19 protein-coding genes and 1 tRNA gene are annotated in these 22,010 nt (G+C 68.3%); 4 read left to right on the top strand and 16 right to left on the bottom strand.

Annotated features, from left to right (window positions below; translation table 11 throughout):
- Positions 1 to 16: 16 nt before the first annotated feature.
- The 9 genes from pufL to Q0982_RS20215 form a co-directional block, all read right to left on the bottom strand.
- Positions 17 to 841 carry a photosynthetic reaction center subunit L gene (gene pufL, locus Q0982_RS20255; RefSeq protein WP_299399040.1) on the bottom strand — a complete coding sequence of 275 codons (825 nt, stop codon included), beginning with the start codon at positions 839 to 841 and terminating at the stop codon, positions 17 to 19.
- 104 nt (positions 842 to 945) lie between these two features.
- Positions 946 to 1,101: a light-harvesting antenna LH1, alpha subunit gene (pufA, locus tag Q0982_RS20250; RefSeq protein WP_299399038.1), complete on the bottom strand. Its 156-nt coding sequence runs from the start codon at positions 1,099 to 1,101 to the stop codon at positions 946 to 948.
- 28 nt (positions 1,102 to 1,129) lie between these two features.
- Complete coding sequence (gene pufB / locus Q0982_RS20245) at positions 1,130 to 1,282, bottom strand: light-harvesting antenna LH1, beta subunit (RefSeq protein WP_322097080.1); 153 nt, start codon at positions 1,280 to 1,282, stop codon at positions 1,130 to 1,132.
- Between the two features lie 195 nt (positions 1,283 to 1,477).
- Complete coding sequence (gene bchZ / locus Q0982_RS20240; RefSeq protein WP_299399035.1) at positions 1,478 to 2,941, bottom strand: chlorophyllide a reductase subunit Z; 1,464 nt, start codon at positions 2,939 to 2,941, stop codon at positions 1,478 to 1,480.
- Positions 2,942 to 2,943: 2 nt separating this feature from the next.
- Positions 2,944 to 4,584: a chlorophyllide a reductase subunit Y gene (gene bchY / locus Q0982_RS20235; protein WP_299399032.1), complete on the bottom strand. Its 1,641-nt coding sequence runs from the start codon at positions 4,582 to 4,584 to the stop codon at positions 2,944 to 2,946.
- Positions 4,585 to 4,589: 5 nt separating this feature from the next.
- Positions 4,590 to 5,642, bottom strand: coding sequence for a chlorophyllide a reductase iron protein subunit X (locus Q0982_RS20230; protein ID WP_322097079.1), 1,053 nt, complete (start codon positions 5,640 to 5,642; stop codon positions 4,590 to 4,592).
- Positions 5,639 to 6,571, bottom strand: a complete 933-nt coding sequence (gene bchC / locus Q0982_RS20225; protein ID WP_299399029.1) for a chlorophyll synthesis pathway protein BchC — start codon at positions 6,569 to 6,571, stop codon at positions 5,639 to 5,641. The genes Q0982_RS20230 and bchC overlap by 4 nt, the downstream gene beginning before the upstream one ends.
- A gap of 107 nt (positions 6,572 to 6,678) precedes the next feature.
- Positions 6,679 to 7,776, bottom strand: a complete 1,098-nt coding sequence (locus Q0982_RS20220) for a methyltransferase (protein WP_299399026.1) — start codon at positions 7,774 to 7,776, stop codon at positions 6,679 to 6,681.
- A 71-nt stretch (positions 7,777 to 7,847) separates the two neighbouring features.
- Positions 7,848 to 8,714 (bottom strand): polyprenyl synthetase family protein, encoded by an 867-nt coding sequence (locus Q0982_RS20215; RefSeq protein ID WP_299399023.1) that lies wholly within the window; start codon positions 8,712 to 8,714, stop codon positions 7,848 to 7,850.
- A 180-nt stretch (positions 8,715 to 8,894) separates the two neighbouring features.
- On the opposite strand from Q0982_RS20215, the gene crtD reads away from it, so the two are divergent.
- Complete coding sequence (crtD, locus tag Q0982_RS20210; RefSeq protein ID WP_299399021.1) at positions 8,895 to 10,484, top strand: 1-hydroxycarotenoid 3,4-desaturase CrtD; 1,590 nt, start codon at positions 8,895 to 8,897, stop codon at positions 10,482 to 10,484.
- A 26-nt stretch (positions 10,485 to 10,510) separates the two neighbouring features.
- On the top strand, positions 10,511 to 11,347 hold the full coding sequence (locus tag Q0982_RS20205) for a hypothetical protein (protein ID WP_299399018.1): 837 nt from the start codon (positions 10,511 to 10,513) through the stop codon (positions 11,345 to 11,347).
- A gap of 159 nt (positions 11,348 to 11,506) precedes the next feature.
- Here Q0982_RS20205 and Q0982_RS20200 read toward each other — a convergent pair whose 3' ends face one another.
- The 6 genes from Q0982_RS20200 to bchI form a co-directional block, all read right to left on the bottom strand.
- Positions 11,507 to 11,995 carry a TspO/MBR family protein gene (locus tag Q0982_RS20200; RefSeq protein ID WP_299399016.1) on the bottom strand — a complete coding sequence of 163 codons (489 nt, stop codon included), beginning with the start codon at positions 11,993 to 11,995 and terminating at the stop codon, positions 11,507 to 11,509.
- A gap of 81 nt (positions 11,996 to 12,076) precedes the next feature.
- A complete protein-coding gene (locus Q0982_RS20195; protein ID WP_322097078.1) occupies positions 12,077 to 13,180 on the bottom strand; it encodes a phytoene/squalene synthase family protein in 1,104 nt (367 codons plus the stop codon).
- Positions 13,173 to 14,696, bottom strand: a complete 1,524-nt coding sequence (locus Q0982_RS20190; RefSeq protein ID WP_299399232.1) for a phytoene desaturase — start codon at positions 14,694 to 14,696, stop codon at positions 13,173 to 13,175. Before Q0982_RS20190 ends, Q0982_RS20195 begins: the two co-directional genes overlap by 8 nt.
- Positions 14,697 to 14,834: 138 nt before the next feature.
- Entirely contained in the window at positions 14,835 to 15,722 is an 888-nt protein-coding gene (bchO, locus tag Q0982_RS20185; RefSeq protein WP_299399010.1) for an alpha/beta fold hydrolase BchO, read from the bottom strand.
- Entirely contained in the window at positions 15,719 to 17,533 is a 1,815-nt protein-coding gene (locus tag Q0982_RS20180; RefSeq protein ID WP_299399008.1) for a magnesium chelatase subunit D, read from the bottom strand. Before Q0982_RS20180 ends, bchO begins: the two co-directional genes overlap by 4 nt.
- Entirely contained in the window at positions 17,530 to 18,564 is a 1,035-nt protein-coding gene (gene bchI, locus Q0982_RS20175) for a magnesium chelatase ATPase subunit I (protein WP_299399005.1), read from the bottom strand. Before bchI ends, Q0982_RS20180 begins: the two co-directional genes overlap by 4 nt.
- A gap of 281 nt (positions 18,565 to 18,845) precedes the next feature.
- Between bchI and Q0982_RS20170 the strand changes: the two genes are divergently transcribed.
- Positions 18,846 to 20,330 (top strand): alpha/beta hydrolase, encoded by a 1,485-nt coding sequence (locus tag Q0982_RS20170; RefSeq protein WP_299399003.1) that lies wholly within the window; start codon positions 18,846 to 18,848, stop codon positions 20,328 to 20,330.
- Positions 20,331 to 20,642: 312 nt separating this feature from the next.
- Here Q0982_RS20170 and Q0982_RS20165 read toward each other — a convergent pair.
- A tRNA-Arg gene (locus Q0982_RS20165) sits at positions 20,643 to 20,719 on the bottom strand.
- A gap of 304 nt (positions 20,720 to 21,023) precedes the next feature.
- On the opposite strand from Q0982_RS20165, the gene Q0982_RS20160 reads away from it, so the two are divergent.
- Positions 21,024 to 22,010, top strand: a 987-nt coding sequence (locus tag Q0982_RS20160) for a hypothetical protein (protein ID WP_322097077.1), incomplete at its 3' end; no start/stop codon positions are given.

Raw genomic sequence — 22,010 nt, 5'->3', positions numbered from 1 at the left:
GGTCCCTTGCCTTTCCCTAGAACCAGATCGGCAGTCTCAGCCACCAGTCCCACCACTCCGGCCAGCTGCGGTTCCAGAACGGTCCGGAGATGACGATGCAGATGGCACTCCAGACGCCGGCGTTGATGGCGAGCAGAAGCCCGAGGCGGTGAATGCCGAGGGTGCCGATGGAGTAGCCGATGGTGTCGCGGAAGAAGGTGTCTTCGTATTCCGGCGTCTTGACCTTTTCTCCCTCGGCCGGATTCACCGCCGAGAGCACCAGCGCACCGTGCAGTGAGAGCGCCAGGGTGGTGGTGAAGAAGAAGGTGACCGCAATCATGTGCGCCGGGTTGTACATGAAATGCAGGTGCTGGTAGCCGACGTTGGACACCCAGTCGAGGTGACTGTAGATTCCGTATGGGAAGCCGTGCCCCCAGGCGCCGAGCAGCAGCGGGCGGATGACCACCAGCGTCACGTAAGCCAGAATGGCCGCGCTGAAGGCAATCGGCACGTGGTAGCCGATGCCCAGCTTGCGGCAGATCTCCACCTCGCGCAGCGCCCAGGAGACAAAGCTGCCGATGGCGCAGATGGTGACGATCTGCCAGATGCCGCCTTCCATCATCGGGGCCGGTCCCAATCCATACTTAAGGTCCGGCGGCGCGATGTTGATCTGCCAGAGGTTCCAGGTCGGCCCCTGGCTGGCACCATAGATGATCAGCACGGTGCCCAGAGCGGCAAAGAAGACCGTCGTCACACCGAAGAAGCCCACGTAGAAGGGACCGACCCAGAAGTCGAACATGTCGCCGCCGATCAGCGTTCCTCCGCGTACGCGGTACTTCCTTTCAAAACTGAGCATTGCCATGGCGTGCCTCTCCTTTGGGTCGCCCTGAACTTGAAGCCGCCGCGGGCGGCGGGTTGGCAGCGGACGGCCCTTCAAGGGCGCGCCCGCTGCCAAAGGCCCAGCGATCACTGGATGCTGGTTTGGGCCGGTTCGTTGAGCCAGCTGCCGTAGCGTTCGGTACTGAGTTGAACGAAGTGGTTCACCAGCACCATGAAGAACGCAAACGCCAGGATCGCTATCAGCGCCCTGCGCGGATCGAACAGAAGCCAGATTCTCCACATGATTTCTCTCTCCTTCTCTGATCTGGACCTAGAACCAAGGACGCCAGATCCAGATGAGGATGTGGGCAATGATCGTCAGCCCGAGGAAATACAGGAATCCCTGCATGAAATACTTGTGGAATTCCCTGGCTTCGTTCTCCGTCAATCCGGACAGGGAGCCGCTCCTTTCGCCGTTAGCCATGCGAATGGCCTCCAACAAGGATGGCCGAATGGCCGTTACCGCGCTCATCCCACGCGGCGGGGTTCGTCACGGCGAGAACACCATGACGAGTCCTCTGCCCGGCAGTACCGGGCAAGAGCTCGGGGACCGCTGCACGCCGGCCACGGCCGCGATCGGCGGGCCGGCAGGCAGGGTCGTGTCTGGAGAAAGTCCGGGTCATGCGCTCTGTCCCTCCGCCGTCGCGGCCAGGGAGCGCTTCACACGCTCGACGCCGACCTCCGCTTCGCCGGCGCCCTTCGCATCGGTCTCGATGCGCTCGCGCAGGCGTTTGGCGGCCGAGATGCGCACCAGGAAGGGCTGCCGCTCCAGATGCGCTTCCAGCGCAGAGCGGGCCTCCGCACTCCAGCGGCAGGCGCTTGCCTGCGCCCCGCGCGCGGGCGTCGCCTCCACCCGGTCGAGGTCGCTGCTTAGCGGCAGAATGTGGAAGAGCGCGTCGAAGAGCGCGTTGCAATATTCCTGAACGATATAGGTGGCACCGGCATAGCCCATGAAGGGCGTGCCCGTCGCCCGGCGCACGATTGCGCCGGGGAAGGATGCCGGAATGTAGACCGCGCGGCAGCCCTGCTCGGCGGCGTACATGCGCTCGTTGTAGGAGCCGAAAAGCACCAGCGGCGGCGATTCTCTGAGCGCCGTCCGGACCGCAGCATTGTCCGGCTTCTTGCCGGCCGTGCGGGCGAAGGAGAAGGTGCAGGGCACCCCCATCTCTTCCTCCAGGAAACGCTTCAGGCCGCGGGTGTAGGTCGCAGAGGCGACAACGGCGAACGACCCGGTGGCGAAGAAGTCCTGCGTCACGCTACGCCAGAGATCCCAGATCGGCTTGATGGTGCCGTGCTTTTCTTCGGCGATGAAGGGCTCCGGGTCGACGCCGGTCAGCTCGCCCAGCTTGCGCAGGAAGTTCGTCGTCGCGAAGAGGCCGATGGGCGCCTGCAGATAGGGCCGGTCCAGCGCCTCGCAGAGCTGGCGTCCGAACTCCCGGTAGAGGCAGACGTTGACTGCGGCATCGGCAAGCCGGGGCACGTCCTTCACATGGGCGCCCAGGGGAAAGATCAGGTTCACCTCGCAGCCGATGCCTTCAATCAGGCGGCGGATCTCCGCCAGGTCCGAGGGCATGTTGAAGGTGCCGTACATCGGCCCAATGATGTTGACCAGGGGCTTGGCGCCTTCGGGGCGCGGCTTCGCCGGCCGCTTCGCGGCCTTCTTGCCGCCGAACTCCGACCACAGCCAGTAGAGGGCGCGGTCGGCGCTCTGCCACTGATCCTCGTCGATCGTGCGCGGCAGGAAGCGCCGGAGGTTGGAGCCCTCGGGCGTGACGCCGCCGCCGATCATCTCGGCGATGGAGCCGGTGACCACGACGGCCGGCTGTTTCTGGTCCTGGGTGCCGCTGGCCCGACGGAGCGCCTCTTCCGTCCCGCTCATGGTGAGCTCGTCTTCGGACAGGCCCGTCACCACGACAGGCAGTTCGTGGGGCGGCAAGGCGTCGGTGTAGTGCAGGACCGCGGTCACCGGCAGGTTCTCGCAGCCGACGGGTCCGTCAATGACCACACGCAGACCCTTGACCGCCGAAAATGCATAGACGGCGCCCCAGTAGCCCCCCGCTCGGTCGTGATCGAGCACCAGCATGGTCAACCGCCTTCCTGCACGGCAGGCTGTAGCTTCGCCTGTGCCTCGGGTCTTACTGGTGCCTCGGATTTTACTGGCGCCTCGGATTTTACTGGCGCCTTGGGCTTCGCGGTGCTGCGCGCAGGGGCCTTCGCCGGCGCGGAAGAGGCTTCGGTCGCGGCCGCCTTGGAGGTCCCTTTCTTGGAGGGCCGCGGCCCGTAGCCCGCAGCATCGCCACTGCCGACCCCGTCGAAGAAGGCGGTCATCTGCCGGAAGCGTTCGCGGCCGCGGGTCTGCGCCGCCACGATGCCGGCCAGCGCACCCGCCCCGGCCGGCCCGAAGAGCGGGCGCGCCGAGACCATGTTGGTGAAGTAGATCGCCGGCACGCCCTCTTCCTTGGCCGCCTGCACCAGGGGCGTGGTTCCGAGCGCGAGATCGGGCTTCACCTCGCGCATGGCTGCCAAGTCCTGTTCCAGCGCGGCGCGGTACTGCACATGGGTTCCCTGCGCGGCAAGCCATGCGCGGTCGGGCTCGCTCCAGGGCGTCTTCGGGCAGGCGGTGCCGACATAGGGGACTTCCGCCCCGGCCTCGATCAGCAGGCGCGCGACCAGCAACTCGGAGCCTTCGTAGCCGGACACGGTGATGCGGGCCTTGATGGGATTAGCGGCCAGCACCGCACGGATCGCCGCCAGGCTCTGCGCCTTGGCGGCATCGACGCGCTCCGCCGCAACCCCGGCAGCCGCCCCGACGGCCTGCAGCCAGTCGGCGGTCGCCTCGACGCCCACGGGGCCCGAGCCGACGACCGGCCGTCCGGCGGCCTGGAACTCGCGCACCGACGCCGTGTAGAAGGGGTGCACTGCCGCTGCCACGCGGCAGTCCAGGGCGCCATAGAGATCGCGCCATTCGCGCGACGGCAGCTGCGGACCGACAGCCAGGCCGAGCGGCTCCAGCAACGCGCCGACTCCGACCGGATCGGCCGGGAAGAGCTCGCCGATCAAGGTGACCGTCGGACGCTCGGCGGCTTCCGGCTCACCCTGGCGCCGCGGCCGCTGCACGGGCCCTTGTTCCGCTTCCGACCGGGCGTAGCGCAGCATGGCGCCGGCCAGAACGTCCTTGGCTTCCGCATGCGTCGGCACGCCGAAGCCGGGCACGTCGATGCCGATGATGCGCACGCCCTCGATCTCGCGCGGCAAACGGTCGAGCGGGATGCCCGAGGCCGTCGGCACACAGAGATTGATGACCACCACCGCGTCGTAGAGTTCCGGATCGGCCATCTCGGCGGCTGCGTTGCGGATGTCCTCGTAGAGCTGCCCCGTGACCAGGGTCTCGGAATTGAAGGGAACGTAGCCGACGGTGCGGCGCGCGCCATAGAAGTGAGAGGTGAAGGTCAGGCCGTAGACGCAGCAGGCCGAACCCGAGAGGATCGTCGCCGTGCGCCGCATGCGCAGTCCGACACGCAGGGAGCCGAAGGCCGGGCACATGGATTGCGGCTGATCGTGGGGGCCCTTGGGATAGTCCTTGGCCAGCCTTTCCAAGGCCGCCGTCTTGCCGGCCGCCCTGGCGGCGTTCAGCAGGGTTTCCTGGCCGCCATGACAGCCACCCGCACCGCTTTCCGGCGCTGCTGCGTCGGGCGGCTTGGTCGGCGGACGATCATAGGGGCGCATCGCGATCAGACCCCTTCGTAGACGACTTCGAGGGAGGGCTTCTCGAGAACTTCCCCCGCGCACATATCTTCCGGCGTGGCCGGATCGAGCACCACGTCGCGCCCCACCGCTTCGCTGGCGAAGAGACCGAGCAGGGCGTCCTGGGTCAGCGGCGCCGGCGTCTGCGGCCCGGCCTCGGCCGCTTGCTGGGCGAGCTCTTCGAACAAGGGGGCCCAGTCTCCGCCGGGCTTGCCGACGATTTCGTAGTTGGCGCTCTTGCGCCGGATGTCGTCGTGCGCGGGGATCGCCGCGAGTACGGGAATGCCCACTGCCTCGGCAAAGGCTTGCGCCTCGCCGGCGCCGTCATCCTTGTTGACCACCATGCCGGCGACGCCGACGTTGCCGCCCAGCTTGCGGAAGTAGTCGACCGCTGAGCAGACGTTGTTGGCGACATAGAGCGATTGCAGGTCGTTGGAGCCGACGACGATGACCTTCTGGCACATGTCCCGGGCGATCGGCAGGCCGAAGCCGCCGCAGACCACGTCGCCCAGGAAGTCGAGCAGCACATAGTCGAAGCCCCAGTCGTGGAAGCCCAGCTTCTCCAACAGCTCGAAGCCATGAATGATCCCGCGCCCGCCGCAGCCGCGGCCGACCTCCGGACCGCCGAGCTCCATGGCGAAGACGCCGTCGCGCTTGAAGCAGACGTCGCCGATCTGGACCTCCTCGCCGGCAAGCTTTTTGCGCGAGGAGGTTTCGATGATGGTCGGGCAGCTGCGCCCGCCGAACAGAAGCGACGTCGTATCGCTCTTGGGGTCGCAGCCGATGAGCAGCACCCGCTTGCCCTGCTGCGCCATCATGTAGGAGAGGTTCGCCAGGGTGAACGACTTGCCGATCCCGCCCTTGCCGTAGATGGCGATGATCTGGGTTTCCTTCGTCACCGGCGCCGTGGAGACCGGGTCCGGATCCTTGGCCGCTTCGACGCGCAGGCGCGCGTCCATCTCCGCCGTCGTGCGAGGTTCGGCAACGGCGGACTCGGAAGACAGAAGGGCCGTGCCCGAAGCACCCTGGGTCTTGGTCATTGGCAATGCCTCCAATCGAGAACCATCTTCAGGCAGGAGGAGTCGTTGAACGCGGTGCGGTAGGCAGGCTCGGCCTGCGCCGCTGCCTCGCGATGCGTAATCAGACCCTCCAGGGAAAGCCGCCCCGACCGGACGAGGCCGCTGACGGCCGCCAGATCGCCGTCGCGCCACTCCGCCGCAACCCTGATCCGCGCCTCGCGGATAAAGGCCGGCGGAAAGGCGAAGGAAAGGGGCTGGCTGTAGAAGCCGGCCAGGGTGATCTCCCCGCCGGGGGCAAGACGGCCGATGAGACTGTCGAGCAGGCTGTGATCGCCGGAGACGTCGCAGATCCTGGTGTAGTCCTGGCGCGGATCGTCGTCGGGGCTGACGACCGCATAGCCTTCACCGCCCTGTCGGCGCGCCGGGCTGCGCTCCCAGACCGTCGGTGCCGTCCCGCCGAGAATGAGGGCCAGACGCGCGACGAGACGCCCCAGGACACCGTGTCCGACGACGAGATCGGGAATGCCGTCGACGATGGCATGGTGAGCGGTGGCTGCCAGAGCCATGAGGACGCCCCGCTCGCCGAGCCCGGCGTCCAGCGCGATCACCCGCTCACCGGCCACCACCAGGCGCGCCGCGGCACCGCCGAAAAGACCCCTGACATCGCCAAAGCAGCGCGCGCCGGGAACGAAGACAAACTCGCCGACCCTGGCGCCGGACCGGCTGCCTGCCTCGGTGACCCAGCCGACCGACTCGTAACCGGGAACCAGCGGATAGCCCATGCCCGGAAAAGCCGGCATGTCGCCGGACCACAGCAGACGCTCGGTTCCGGTGCTGACGCCGCTCCAGGCAACGTCGACAACGACATCCTCGGCCCCGGGCGGCGACAGCTCGAGCCGATCGAGGATCAGATGCTCGGGCTTTTGCAGAACAACGGCGAGGGTTTCCAAGGGTGCTCTCCGTGCCCTGTGGATCAGGGCTTATGGCTCATCTTTCGATCGACTGTCAGCTTATATGGACACTCTGGAATGTCAAGTTAACAGAACACATGCCAGTGTCAGCTTTTTGGAACCTCTGCGACAAGCACGCGGGCCAGCAGGGGGGTGTGGGTGGCGCGCAGCCGGGGATTCGCAAATCCGGCAGCCTCTGCGAGGCGGCCGATCCGCCCTGGCGTGCGCGGACGGCCGCGCCCCATCGCCAGCAGGTAGAAGCCGAAATAGGCGTCGCCGCTCGCCTCGGCCCCGCGGGTCTGCGCCATCGGTTCCGCCACCAGCAGGGTTCCGCCGGGCGGCAGGGCCCGACGTGCCGCGCGCAGCAGCGTCAGCACGGCATCGTCCTCGTGGTCGTGGAGCACACGCACCAGGGAGATGATGTCGGCGCCAAGCGGCAGGGCATCCTTCAGAAAGTCGCCGCCGTGAGTCTTCAGGCGGTCGGCGAAGCCCAGGCTGGCGAAGCATTGCTCGGCCCGCCGGGCGACCGCCGGCAGATCGAAGAGCATCAGCTCGAGCCCCGGTACCGCCGCAGCGGCAGCGGCCAGAAAAGCCCCCTCTCCGCCACCGACGTCGAGCAGGCAGCGGTGCTGGCCCAAGGCATAGGAATCGAGAACCTCGGCCGCCACCATCGGCTGCGAGATCGCCATGAGTCGGCTGTAGCCCGAAACCGAGTCGCCGCCCAGCGCATCGGGTCGCGCGCTGTCGGCATAGGGCCAGAACTGCGCGAGCGCCTGACCGCTGCGCTCCCCCCGCAGCAGGGCGACGGGATCGCGCAGGTCGGCGTAGAGCATGCCGTGATGCTCGACCATCGCCGCAATGCCCGGATTGCCCACCATCGCAGCACCCAGAGGGCCGAGGCCGTAGCGCCCGCCGCCGCGGGTCGCAACCAGTCGCAACGCCACGGCGGCGTCAAGCAGACGCGCCGCAGCCTCTTCGGTCAGACCCAGACGCCGGGCAAGTTCGCCGCGCCCTTGCGGACCTTCCGCCAGGATCGCAAAAAGATCGAGACGCACGGCGGCAGTGAGCACCTGCGTGTAGACAAAACCGGCGCAGAGATCGAACAGCGCGCGGCTGCGGCGGCGCACGATGGGCCGCGTCAAGGGGAAGCGCGCGGCCCAGCGCTGAAAGTCCGGATTTGCGAGCAGACGGTCGCGCGCGTCCAAAAGCCGGTCACGCAGGGCGCGCAGGTTGGCCGGCGCGACCTGCGGGGCGCTTGAGCGAAGGGGGGCGCCGGTTAGGCCGCGCGCCGGAGCTTCTTTGGTAGGAATCGCTGCGCCTCCTCGATGATGCGCAACCGCAGCGCCCTGCGCCCCGGACAGAGCGGGATCGATTCGGCGGCCGCCGCGACCAGCGCTTCGAGACGGTCGATCGCACCGTCCAGGCCAAGCGCATGAACGGCGTTGGGGCGTTGATGGGCTGCATCCTGGCCGACCGGCTTGCCGAGCTCGTCCGGATTGCCGAAGACGTCACGAATGTCGTCGGCAACCTGATAGGCCTCCCCCAATCCCTCGCCCAGCGGACGCCAGGGTGCGGGCTCGTATCCCGCCGCCGCGGCTCCGGCCATGGTCGCCCCGGCAAAGAGGGCGCCGGTCTTGGCGCGCTGGTACTGCGCCAGGTCGAGCGCGGGCTCGCATTCCCAGGCCTGGCCGGCCGAAATCCCGTGCGGTGTCCCCACCGCCGCGCCGACGATGCGCAGCAGGGCGGAGAGGCGCTGCGGCTGTGCCGCGGCGCCACGCCCCAGAACCTCGAAAGCCATGACGATCAGCGCGTCCCCGGCCAGAACGGCGAGGCGTTCGTCAAAGGCCTTGTGAACGGCAGGCTTGCCGCGGCGCAGGTCGGCATCGTCGAAACAGGGCAGGTCATCGTGAACCAGCGACGCGCAGTGCAGCAGTTCGATCGCCGCTGCCGAGGCGGCGGCAATGTCCGAAGCGCCTTCGCCGCAGGCACTGGCCACCGCAAGACAGAGTTGGGGCCGGATCCGCGCGCCCCCCGGAAAAACGGCGTGGCGCATCGCGGCAGCGAGGCGCGGCGGGTGCCCGGGGGCCTCGCCGGCAAGCAGCGCGGCGTCCAACACCGCATCGACCCGATTGACCGTCTTCATGCTGCCCTCCTGCGCTTGCGCTTCCACATCAGCCTCGACTGTCATTTTTAATTGTCACATAATACTGTCAGATAGATTGGACAGTTCCGGTTTGCTTGTCAACGGCCTTGCCCGACAGACCGGACGTCCCCAGAGGCAACACCGCCGGCAACACCGCCGGCAGCACCGGAGGGAGCGCTGGTGCAAAGAGATCGTGTCATCATCATCGGGGCGGGCATCGCCGGCCTTGTGGCTGCCGTCGAGCTGGCGGGCCGCGGCCTGCAGGTCACGCTGCTGGAGCGGGCCGGGGCGCCGGGCGGCAAGATGCGCGAGGTCATGGTGGGCCCGGCAGCGGACCGCCGGGCGGTCGACGCAGGCCCGACGGTCTTCACCATGCGCTGGGTCTTCGACGAGATCTTCGCCCGCGCCGGCACCTCTCTGGAAGACCATGTTACGCTACAGCCTGTCGAGGTCCTCGCCCGCCACGCCTGGAGTGCGGACGAGCGGCTCGACCTCTTTGCCGACATGGCGCGCTCGGCCGAGGCCATCGGCGACTTCTCCGGAGCGGCGGAGGCGCGCCGCTTTCTCGCGTTCTGCAAAGAGGCCGCAGAGGTCTACACCACGCTGGAAGCCTCTTTCATGCAAACCCAGCGCCCCAGCCCCGTCGGCCTCCTGCGCAATGTCGGATGGCGCGGGCTCGGCGGGCTTCTGCGCATCAAGCCCTTCGAGACGCTCTGGTCGGCGCTCGGCCAGCACTTCCACGATCCTCGCCTGCGCCAGCTTTTCGGCCGTTACGCCACCTACTGCGGATCCTCGCCTTTCGCGGCACCGGCAACCCTGATGCTGGTCGCCCACGTGGAGCAGCGCGGCGTCTGGCTGGTCGCCGGCGGCATGCAGCGCCTGGCGGAAACCCTGGCCGCCCTCTCCGAGAAACTCGGCGCCACAATCCGCTACGGGACCGAGGTGCGGGACGTCAAGACCGCCGGCGGCAGCGTGTCGGGCGTCGAACTGACAAGCGGAGAAGTGCTGAGCGCCGACGCGGTGATCGTCAACGCCGACGCTGCTGCAGCGGCGGCCGGCCTGCTGGGCCGGGACGTCGCCGCGGCGCTCCCAGCGGCCCATCCTTCCGGGCGCTCGCTCTCCGCGATCACCTGGGCCCTCGCGGCAGAGACCGAGGGCTTCCCCCTGCTGCGTCACAACGTCTTCTTCTCGGGAGACTACGCCGCCGAGTTCTCGGACATATCCGAGCATCAGCGGGTGCCTCGGATGCCGACCGTCTACGTCTGCGCTCAGGACCGCGGCGACCCCGGCGACCCGCAACCGCAAGGCCCCGAGCGTTTGCTCTGCCTGATCAACGCCCCGGCCTACGGTGATGCCTCACCCGCCGGCGCCCCTTTCGACGGCCCCCTCGACGCCCCCCTCGACGCCAAGGAGATCGAGTCATGCGCGCAAAGAACCTTCGACCGGATAGAGCGCTGCGGCCTGCGCATCGAACGGCAAAGCGCGGCGATGGCCGTGTCGACGCCGCAGGACTTCAACCGTCTGTTTCCCGGCAGCGGCGGGGCCCTCTACGGGCGGGCTTCGCACGGATGGCAGGCAGCCTTCAACCGGCCGGGGGCACGAACCCGCCTGCCCGGGCTCTACCTGGCCGGGGGCAGCGTGCATCCGGGGCCGGGCGTGCCGATGGCGGCAACCTCCGGCCGGCTGGCGGCGGAGAGTCTGCTCCAGGACCTGGATTTGCAGTCGACGTCGCTGCCGGCGGCTATGCCTGGTGGTATCTCGATGCTCTAAGCGAAGACGGCCGCCATGGGGTGACGGTGATCGCCTTCATAGGCAGCGTTTTCTCGCCCTACTACGCTTGGGCGCGTCAGCGCGGAACCGCCGATCCACTGAACCACTGCGCCGTCAACGTCTCGCTCTACGGACCGCGCGGCGGCCGCTGGGCGATGACGGAGCGGGGCGGCGGCGCCCTCAGCCGGGACGCAGAGCATCTGCACATCGGCCCTAGCGCTCTGCGCTGGGATGGCGAGTGCCTAAGCGTCGGCATCGACGAAGTGACCGTCCCCAGGCCGTCACGCCTGCGCGGCCGCTTGCGCCTCTATCCCGAAGCCCTCACTGGCCGCAAGCTGGCGCTGGACCGGGCAGCCCGGCATCACTGGTGGCCCGTGGCGCCGCGGGCCAGGGTCGAGCTCGACTTTCAGCAGCCCGCTCTGTGCTGGCGGGGAAGCGGCTACTTCGACAGCAATGCCGGCGCCGAGGCGCTGGAGCAGTCCTTTGTCGGCTGGCACTGGTCGCGGGCCCATCTGAGCAAAGGCGCGGCGCTGCTCTACAACGCGCGGGAACGCGGCGGCGCGACCACGTCTCTCGCCCTCCAAGTCGCCGGGGACGGGTCTGTCGAGCCCTTTCCCAGCCCGCCGGAAGCGGCCTTGCCGCCGACCCTCTGGCGCATCGAGCGCCGGACCCGCGCCGATCCCTCGGTGACGCCGCAGATTCTTCGAACCCTGCAGGACAGTCCCTTTTACGCCCGCTCTCTAGTGGCCAGCCGCGTGCGGGGCGAGGACGTTACGGCGGTCCACGAGAGCCTCGACCTCAACCGCTTTCGCCATCCCCTGGTACAGTTGATGCTGCCGTTCCGGATGCCGCGCCGTTCTTAGAGCCGGTCTGGGTTGTGTCGTCGCCTTTGCTGACGCTCCACAACTGCCAGACTGCCGCGCCCCCGACCAACAGGAAGAAAAGCGTGATCTCCAGGAAGGCGGCCAACTCGCCGCTGATGATCCCACCCGTCATACCCTCACCGTTCAGGACCCCAGCATTTACGATAGGGCAACGCCGCGCGCGCCGTTCAGCCGCCAGATCGTAAAGTTGAGCAGCATCGCGAAGCTGACCCAGGCCAGATAGGGCAGCATCATGAGGGCGGCGCCAGCGTGGATCGGATAGAAGGCGACGATCATCGCCACGATGGAGATCCAGAGCAGGGCCATCTCCGCAAGCGCAAGATCGATGCGCTTCAAGCCGAAAAAGAGCGCCGACCACAGCCAGTTCAGAAGCAGCTGCAGGGCGTAGATCGCCAAAGGCAACGCTGCACCGGCCCAGCCGGCCTCGGCCCAGACCAGCCAGCCTGAGACCGCGATCATCGCGTAGAGGATCATCCAGACCGGGCCGAACAGCCATCCCGGCGGCTGCCAGGACGGCTTTTCGAGCCGCTGGTACCAGTCGCCGGGCCGGAAGTACATGCCGCTGGTGGCGACGGCCATGCAGGCGCCGATGAACAGCAGCAGGGTCAGGTAGCTTGGACCATCCATCGCTTTATCACTTAGCCTGCCCGCGCCCGGCGTCAACGCCGCCTGCGGGCCGGCCCGCACCGCTCATGCGCGACGTCACAGTCAGGCCCGACGAATGGCCTGCGCTGCTGCCACCTCCCGGTCGCTGCGCTCCAGCCGCTCGAAAAGCGCGATCATCCAGCAAACCCGGGCACTGAGGTCCCACCACGGCAGCAACGCCTGCGCCTCTGCGGCCGCCTCGGCTGCCGCATCCGAAAGCGGCGCGACCGCACAAACCAGGAAACGGGTCTGGTCCAGTGCCGGTTGCGCGAGCGCACGGCGATGCGATGCGCGGCGCGGCAGGACCGCCTGGCCCGCCGTCCGCGCCAGGGATTTCAGCATCAGGTTCAGCTTGCGCGCGCCCGGCACCACGGCTCGTCGGGAGAGGCTGTCAAAGCCGTTCTCCGCGACGCGTGCGCCGATTTCCGCGTAGATCAGACTTGCCGCCAGGATCGCCGGGCGGCAGCCCGCAGGCAGTGCGGCGATTCCGGATCCGGCCCTTTCATAGAGCCGCTCCGCAGCCGCCAGCAGGCGCGCGATCACCGAGGCGAGCGCCGGGCAGAATCGCGGCGCGGCGAGCCAGGCATCGGGGTCGATCCCGGCTTCGCGCAGCCACTGGCGGGGCAGGTAGAGGCGTCCCGCCCTGGCGTCCTCGCCGACATCGCGGGCGATGTTGGTGAGCTGCATGGCCACGCCGAGATCGCAGGCCCGCGCCAAGGCGTCAGCATCGCGCACGCCCATCACGACGGTCATCATGGCACCGACCGTGCCGGCGACCCGTGCGGCATAGGCCTGAAGGTCGGCCAGAGTCTCATACTGGCGGCGCTCCGCATCCCAATACAGCCCCTCGATGAGCGCCAGGGGAAGGTCACGCGGCAGGGCGCGGCGCTGCACCATCGTCGCAAACGCGCGGTCCACCGCATCGTCTTCCGGACAGCCGGCGTAGAGGCGCTCCAGCCGCGCGCGCAGCGCGGCCGGGGCTTCCAGCCCGCCCTGCCCCAGATCGACCACATCATCCGCCGTGCGGCAGAACGCATAGAGGGCGATCGCGTCGTCGCGGACATCACCGGGCAGCAGACGGGAGGCCGCATAGAAAGAACGGGACCCTTCGCTCAGCAACTGGCGGCAGGCTGCAAGATCGGCGGCTGAGGAGTCTGAATCAGGCAAGGGCTGCTGCATCGGGAACCACCTTGTCGAGGACTTTGGCTGAGGTCAGGACGCCCGGCAGTCCGGCCCCGGGGTGGGTGCCGGCGCCGACGATGTAAAGATGTTCGATATCTTCGCTGCGGTTATGCGGCCTGAACCAGGCGCTCTGCGTCAGGATCGGCTCCATGCCGAAGGCTGCGCCCCGGTAAGACAGGAGACGATCCTGGAAATCCAGCGGGGTCATGAGCCGCGAGGTCACAACGGAGTCTTCCAGACCCGGCAGCAGGGTGCTGTGGAGATAGGCCGCGAGACGCTCGCGATAGGGTTCCGCCGCCGTCCGCCAGTCGACTTCGGCGTCCAGATTCGGAACCGGCGACAGCACGTAGAACGCATCGCAGCCCGGCGGCGCCAGGGACGGGTCGGTGGCGCTGGGCCGATGCAGATAGAGGCTGAAATCCTCCGCCAGCACCTTGCGCTTGAAAATATCGGCAATCAGTCCGCGATAGCGCGGTCCCATCAGGATCGTGTGATGGGGAACGTCTTCGTAGCGCCGCTTGGTGCCGAAGTACCAGAGAAAGAGGCTCATGGAATAGCGTGTGCGCTCAAGACGGCGGTCGCTCCAGCGCCGCCGCGCTTCCTCCGGCAGCAGGTTGCGGTAAGTCCAGGCGGTGTCGGCGTTGGAGACGACGATATCAGCGGGGATCACCTCACCGGAGGCCAGGGCGACACCGACCGCACGCCCCCCCTTCACCAGGATTCGGCTGACCTCCGCGCCCAGGCGCAGGCGCCCACCCTGCCCGGCGATCAGGTCGACAAGGCCGGCCACCAGCCGGCCGGTCCCGCCCATGGCGAAATGCACGCCCCATTGGCGCTCGAGAAAGGCGATCAGACTGTAGACCGAAGTCGCGCTGAAAGGATCGCCGCCGATCAGAAGGGGGTGAAAACTGAAAACCCGCCGCAGGCGTTCGTCCCGGATGTACTTGGCGACGAGAGTGTAGACGCTGCGATAGCCCTGCAGTTTCACGAGGTCCGGCAGCACGCGGGCCATGTCGGTCCAGGACCCGAAGCTGACATCGCCCAGTTTCTCGAAGCCGATCCGGAAGTGACGCTCGCTGGCCGCCATGAAACGCTCGTAGCCGGTAACGTCATCAGGAGAAAAGCGGGCGATGGCCGCCCGCATAGCCGCGGGATCGCCGGAATAGTCGAAGGTCGCGCCGTCGTCGAAACGGATGCGGTAAAAGGGGTCGAGCGGCCTGAGGTCGACATCGTCGGCCAAGCGCCGGCCGCAAAGCTGCCAGAGTTCCTCGAAGAGAAAGGGCGCCGTCACGATGGTCGGCCCGGCATCGAAGGTAAAGCCGTCCTGGCGGAACACGTAGGCCCGCCCCCCCGGGGCGTCCAAACGCTCCAGCACCGTCACCCGGTAGCCGCGCGCGCCGAGACGCACCGCCGCAGCAAGACCGCCGAAGCCGCTGCCAATCACCACCGCATGCGGCTTCTGTGAAGCCTTGGCCGGATCGCCGGTGGCGCGCAGGCGCAGGCCGACGCCGCTTTCTCTCACAGCCGTAAACATTACTTGACAAGTATATATGTTGTTTTTAATTGACGCTAGCCGGAGAAACGGCAGCCGCGGAGAATCCTTGTGGGGCTGGCGCGGGACCGGCACGGCAACGGCGGATCAGCCGCGAAGCACCTTCACCCGCCGTGCAAAGTCTGCGATATGCGCCGCCGTTTCCCGCGGCGCCTCCTCGTGGGCCAGGTGCCCCAGGCCCGGCATCGAAATGACCTCGGCCCGGGGGGCCAGTGCCCCGATATGCCGCGCCTGTGCGGGCGGTACGCTGCGGTCGCGGGCACCGACGATCAGCAGCAGCGGAACGGAGAGCTCTGAGAGCTGGTCCTCAAGGCGCTCCAGATTCCAGTTCGCCATCATGTCGAGCGCTGCAGCCACATGGGCCGGCTTGCGCGCCAAGCGGCGATAGAGGCGCACGCCCTCGGCATCGATGCGCGAACCGGTATCGCGCAGCAGGCGGTTCACGAGCAATGGCTCCGCTGCGCCCAGGGAGAGAATCCGCGGCGCCGCTCCGCTCAGCGACAGAGCCCGGGCAACCGGGGAAAACACCCGGCCGGGCAGCCCGCGCAATGCCAGCAGAGCGCCGTTGAGACTGATCATACCCTTGGCGTCCAGCCGCTCGTCCAGGCACATGCGCGCCAGGATCGCCGCACCCGCCGAGTGCCCGGCGACCAGCGCCGGTGAGACCGCAAGGGCCTTCAGCAACGTGTCGATCGACCGGGCCATCGCCGTCAGGGACATCCGGTGGAACGGCGCGGTCTGACTGAAGCCGTGGCCCGGCAGGTCGGGCGCCACGACGGAGAAGCGTTCCGCCAGAAGCGGCAGCAGGCCGCGCCACGAATGGGTCGAGGCGCCGGTCCCATGCAGCAGCAGCAGAACAGGCCCGGATCCCTGGCACTGAACGTGCCATTCCAGCCCCCCGGCTTCGATAAAGCGGCTGCTGTCCCGGTTCGGCCAGTCCTGCCCGTCCTGTTCCCAGATCGGACAGTCACTCATGCCACAGCCTCCGGCGCGCCGGCGCTTTGGCCGGCGTCTTGAACAGCAGCGGAAAGGCTGCGGGCATCGGCGCGCGGCAATGCCAGGTAACGCGCACCCATCTCCGCCGCCAGATCCCGGGCGAAGGGATTGGCCCGGGGGCCGGTATCGATGAAAAGGGCGGCGAGCCCCGCGCCGCGGATCCGGCGCGCGGCGCGCTGCGCGTCTTCCTCCGCCTGCGCGCGCCCGCCGCTGCCGTCGCGGGATACATTGGCGCGACCGTCGGTGAGCAGCACAAGGCTGGGCGTGCGCCCTTGCCGCTTGGCCGCCTCCGCCAGCGCCAGCGCCGCATCGAGACCATCGGCCAGCGGCGTTCCGCCGCCACCGGGCAAGGCCGCAAGCTCTCGCTTGGCGCGCACCAGCGAGCGTGTCGGAGGCAGCAGAACCTCCGCGCCGGCGCCGCGAAAGGCGATCAGCGCAACCTGGTCGCGCCGCGCATAACAGTCCGTAAGCAGCAGCTCGACGGCACCCTTCGCTTCCGCCAGCCTGTGCAGGGCCGCCGACCCGGAAGCGTCGACCACGAAGATCGTGACCGACTCGCTGCGCTGCTTGAAGCGAACGATGCGGAAGTCGTCCCGCCGCACCTCCATGCGCGGGCCCGCGTCGGCGCCATCCTGCCGGCGCCGGCGCAGCGGCTGCCAGGGGGCAGCGGTCCGCAGCGTTTCGACGAGGTTCAGGCGGTTGCCGCCCGCAAGGTCGCCGCGGCGCGTGCCCACCGGGCGCCCCCGCCGTCGGGCAAGCTGCAGGGCGCCGACGCGCCCGGCGGCGCTTCGGCCCCGCGGGCGGCCGACGGCCGACTGCAGCTGGGCCAAGAGGCGCGGCGGGATCGCTGCCTGCGCCGCGGCAAGAACCAGGTCTTCGGGCGGAGAGTCGCTGCCCCTGTCATCGCCCTCACCGTCCTCCGGCGGAGTCTCGGCCTGGTGCTCTTCGGCGGCCGGCGGTTCGTCGTCCGGCAAAGGCAGTCGACTCGCCCGGGGTGCCAGCACCAAGCGCGCCGCGGCCTCGCAATCGGCCTTGGCCAGGGTCGTGCGGCCATGAAGCGCCGCATGAACGCGGGCGAACCTCAGCGCAAGGGCTTCGGCCCGCAGGGACCCCGTTCCGAGCGCGAGCGCGACGCCACAGAGCAACTCGACATCGCTTTCGGCGGCCGTCACGGTCCGGAGTCGCTTGCGGGCCTGCGCAATTTCCTCTGGCGTAAAGACAGTTTCAGGGCTTTCGCCACGGCGCAGGCCGTTCAGATCGATGTGCAACGCCAGCCTGTCCGCCAGCGCCGGCGGTACAGCCTCTGAGTCGTCGAGGCTCTCGTCGAGGGCGACGATGCCGAAACGGGCACTGTGACGGGCCGTCGTCCCGTCGCGCTCCACGGCGACCATGCCGCGGTCGACGGTCGCCGTCAGGCGTGCCGCCGTCGCCGCTGAAAGCCGTTCGGCAGAGGCCAGGATCAGCATGCCGCCATCACACTCCGCCAACAGCCCGCGTTCCGCCAGGGGCTTGCCGGCCCGCAGCGTCGCGGCGAGGTCGAGCCCGCCGAACAGGCGCCCGTCGGTGACATGCAGGGGCACACGGCGCCAGGGCGCGTCCGGCGGTTGTCCCTGGCGCAGCAGGTCCAGCCAATTGTCACGCAGCGGCGAGGGTGGCGAGCGCAGCACCACGCCGCCGAGGCCGGCCGGATCCACCGCCAGGGCGGCGGCCGCAAGGACCGCGTCGGCCCAGGGGGAAGGTCCCGGAGAGCTCCCCGATGCGCCCTGACGCGCGGGCGCTTGGCCGGTCATGTCCCGAAGACCTCCTGCAGCGCGCGCTCGACACGCACGCCGGAACCGGCCTCGTCCAAGGGGTCGCGCCGCAGCCGATGGCGCAAAGCCGCGGGCGCGACCCGCCGCAGGTGGTCGTCGTTGAGGGACTTCGCCCCCTCCAGCGCGGCCAGCGCGCGCGCGGCGCGGATCATCGTCAGCTCGCCGCGCAGTCCGTCGGTACCGAGTTTCATGCAAAGCTCGGCCACCCGTTCCAGCGCGCCGTCGGGCACCTGAATGTCGTCGAGCCGCTGCCGCGCCGCGGTCAGCTTGCGGCGGAGCTGCCCGTCCTTGCGCTTCCACTTGGCGAGAAACGCGGCGGCGTGCCGCTCGAAGTCGTCGCGGCGGCGCACCACCTCGACACGGCTGGCCAGGTCTTCCGGCGTGGTGACATCGACGGACAGGCCGAAGCGGTCGAGCAACTGCGGGCGCAGTTCGCCCTCCTCCGGATTGCCGCTGCCGATAAGGACGAAGCGCGCGGCATGGCGGACGCTGAGACCTTCGCGCTCGACCACGTTCTCCCCCGAAGCGGCGACGTCGAGCAGCAGGTCGATCAGGTGGTCCTCCAGGAGGTTGACCTCGTCGATGTAGAGAAAACCGCGGTGCGCCAGCGCCAGGAGCCCGGGTTCGAAGGCCTTGACGCCGGCGGTGAGGGCGCGCTCCAGATCAAGCGCGCCGACCACCCGGTCCTCGGTCGCGCCGAGCGGCAGGTCGACCACCGGAACCGGCACCGCTTTGCTTTTCAGTTCCGCAGGCTTTCGGCCGCGGCGCAGGCTGCAATCGTCGGCGCAGGCCCGCGGGTCCGCCTGCGGATCGCAGTGATAGCGGCAGCCTGCGACCACCTGCATCTTCGGCAGAAGGGCGGCCAGCGCCCGCACCGCCGTCGACTTGCCGGTGCCGCGATGGCCGAAAACCAGAACTCCGCCGATCGAAGGATCGATGACGGCAATCAGCAGGGCCAGCTTCATCTCTTCCTGCTCGACGATGGCGGAAAAGGGATAAGGCTCGGCCATCGTCAGACCGCGTTTTCCGTGGAGTTCAAGGGTCTGTCAGCTTCCCATCGGGACATCGCGCCAATGAGCCTCCCTCTGTAACTGGTTGCTCCAGTCATGTTACATCGATTGGACAATTGAAAGCGACAGGCTATCTGGACAGTCCGCAGGCGTTGCGTTCGCAGCCTTGTGGGGGTCTGGCGGGGCGCAGCCCTGTGGGAGTCGGGCGGGGCGCAGCCCTGTGGGAGTCGGGCGGGGTCCGTGGTGCCGGCTTCAACGCGGACAGGCGAGAGGGGGGTAGGGTGACTCTGATCCAACGCATCGTCGGCGTTGCCACAGCCGCGCTGGCCCTGCTCTCCCTCTGGCAGCTCGAAAGCGCCCGCAAAGGCCTCTCCATCGTCCCGCTGGACGCCGGACAAACCCCAGCCACGATCTACCGGCAGCCGGACAGCAACGGGCCCATCGTGGTCATCGCCCATGGTTTCGCCGGCTCCCGCCAGCTCATGGAGGCGTTCGCCCTGACCCTGGCACGGGCCGGCTACACCGCCATCAGCTTCGACTTTCAGGGCCACGGCCGCAATCCGGCGCCGATGTCTGGAGACATCACGCAGGTCGACGGAACAACGCGGCTGCTCGTCGCCGAAACGGCGGCCGTGATCGATGCTGCTCAGCAACGGCTGGGATGCGCCTCAGAGCCCGTCGCGCTGCTCGGCCACTCCATGGCCACCGATATCATCGTCCGCCAGGCCATTGCCGACTCGCGGGTACGCGCCGTGGTCGCCGTTTCGATGTACTCAGAGGCGGTGACTGCTGAGGCACCGCAACGGCTGTTGGTGATTACCGGCGCCTGGGAGCCAGGGCTGCGCCGCGTCGCGCTCGCGGCGCTCCGCCTCATCGATCCGGGCGCTTCGGAAGGGCAGACCGTCAGCGATCCGAGGAGCGGGATCCTGCGGCGCGCCGTTGTGTCACCGGCGGTCGAGCACGTCGGCGTCCTTTATAGCGCGACGTCACTGCGCGAAGCGCGCGCCTGGATCGACGGTGCCTTCGGGCGCGAAAGCAGCGGCCCGGTCACGGCAACCGGGGGCTGGATCGCCTTGCTTCTGGGCTGCATCGTCGCGCTCGCCTGGCCGCTGTCCACCCTGTTGCCGGAGGGCCGGCGTGCGCCGGACCGGCCGATCGCAAGCACGTTCACCCTGGCAACGGTGCTGCCGGCGGTGTTGACGCCGCTGCTGCTCTATCCCCTGGACCTGCGTGTGCTTCCAGTCCTGGTGGCGGACTATCTTGTGCTCCACCTCCTGCTCTACGGCCTCATGGCGCTTGCCCTCCTCGGCTGGCGCGGCGTCCGCTTCGGACGCCTGGCGCTGGTTCCGAGTGCGGCCCTTGTCGCCTTCGGGCTCGGCGTTTTCGCCCTAGCCCTGGACCGCTATGCGGCAAGCTTCCTGCCGCATGCGGAGCGGATTCCCGTCATCCTCGTTCTGATGCTGGGGGCCGTGCCCTTCATGCTGGCAGACAGCGTGCTCACCGAGGCCGGCCGCGCCCCGCTGTGGCGGCGCGGCGCCGCACGATTGGCCTTCCTCGCCTCGCTCAGCATTGCCGTAGCACTCGACTTCGAGCGCCTGTTCTTCCTGATCATCGTTCTGCCCGTCTTCGTGCTGTTCTTCGTGATTTTCGGTCTGATGGGCCGCTGGGTCGGACAGCGCAGCGGTACGGCGATGGCCCCCGGCCTGGCTCTCGGCGTGATCCTTGCCTGGGCCCTGGGCGTCACCTTTCCGCTGGTCGCGGTGTGAGGGCCGTCCCGGCTCCGGACACCATGGAAGGACTTGCGCGCCAGCGAGCCATTTCATGCTGACCGGGACGCCGCCGACGATCGCGCATTTCGAAGTTCCGGGCGGCCCGATCGATCGCCCGGCTCGGCCCGCCCGCGCCAGTTCCGCTGCGGTCTGCAGAACGAATCGAGAAGAACCGGCGCCGAACGCCGTTCCAGCCCGTTTTCACCTTGTTTCTCAGGAGACTACGAGTTTCTCAGGATATTATGGCGGGTCCGTTCGAACAAAGTTCGAACCTCTGCTTGGATGACAGGACGATCATCTTGGAAGTAATGGCGCGCCCGGGAAGATTCGAACTCCCAACCTCCTGATCCGTAGTCAGACGCTCTATCCAGTTGAGCTACGGGCGCTTGAGGGCCAAAAACGGCAGCGCGGCGCTGCTAAGCGGACCGCGAAGAGGCCGGACATTACTCGAAGCCCCGGTTCCTTGCAAGCGCTTCACCGCAGTGCAAAAGCCAAGGATTCTCGCGGGAAATCAGCGCTCTTCCACAGCTTAGGCGCGGGAAATCGCTCTTGTACCCCCAGAATCCATCCTCTACTATCTCGCGAACTTCCCCGGGGGGCTGGGATAGCAATACTCTGTAAAGACTTACATGGTTAATCTGTAAGGACTTACTTGGTTTGGCTGTCCCGTAAATCTGTACGGATATATCCATGTCGAAAAGACGATCCCTGCCCTTTCGTCGGACCGCTGTCGTCGCCGGCGTGCTGATGCTGGCCGCCGCCTGCGCCGCGCCGCAGAACGACCGCACCGCGGCGAGCGACAGCGCCCAGGCGCCCGCGCCCGAGCCTGTCGTCGAGACCGCGGCTGTGCCGGAGGCCGCTCCGGCCGAACCCGCTGCCGTCCCTGCCGCCGACTCTCCGCCGCCGCCGCAGATCCTGGGGACCACCGATTTCCGCCCGCCGACGGTCAGCAACATGCGCCCGACCGGCACCGTCGTGGGCAAGAAAATCGAGAGCCTGCGTGGCGATCTGCTGCGCCTGCAGGGGGATCTCTCCTCCGAAAACGGCCAGCTTCAGACCCTGCGGGTCTCGGCCCGCCAGTTCGCCGGCAACTACCACTCCCTGAAGGCAGCGATGAACGCGCGCCTGCAGGTCGGCACCACCCCCGGCAACCCGGAACTGGTGGCCCAGTGGAACCAGGCGCAGTCGGAGCTGCAGCAGGTCGGCGCCTCCATCGCCGCCCTGAACACCCTGGCCAGCCAGGTCTCCGGCACCGCCTCCCTGGCGGCCTTCCTGCTGGAGTCGACCAGCACGACCTTTGAGCTGCGCGGCGCCGTGGAAGAGGACCACCGCCAGCTCGCCGTCCTGGAAGACGAAGTCAACAAGACCGTCGTCATCATCGACCGTCTGCTCAACGAGCTGACCGACGACATCGCCCGCACCCAGAACTACTTCGCCAACGAACGGCTGAACCTGACCGCCATGCAGGTGGCCATCGACAACGGCGAGTACATCGGCGGCAGCCTGGCCAACCGCTCCTACGGCGTGCCGGCCCCGGCCCCGGCCGGCGGCGCGGCCAGCCAGGTCGGCCAGCGCCAGCCCCTCGCGGTGATCCGCTTCGACGATCCGGACGTCCAGTATGAGCAGGCGCTCTTTACCGTCGTCGGCTCCGCCCTGGAACGGCGGCCCAACGCAGCC

Source organism: Pelagibius sp., assembly GCF_028281305.1.
Lineage (GTDB): Bacteria > Pseudomonadota > Alphaproteobacteria > Kiloniellales > Kiloniellaceae > Pelagibius.
This window is presented reverse-complemented; position numbering and strand designations above follow the sequence as displayed.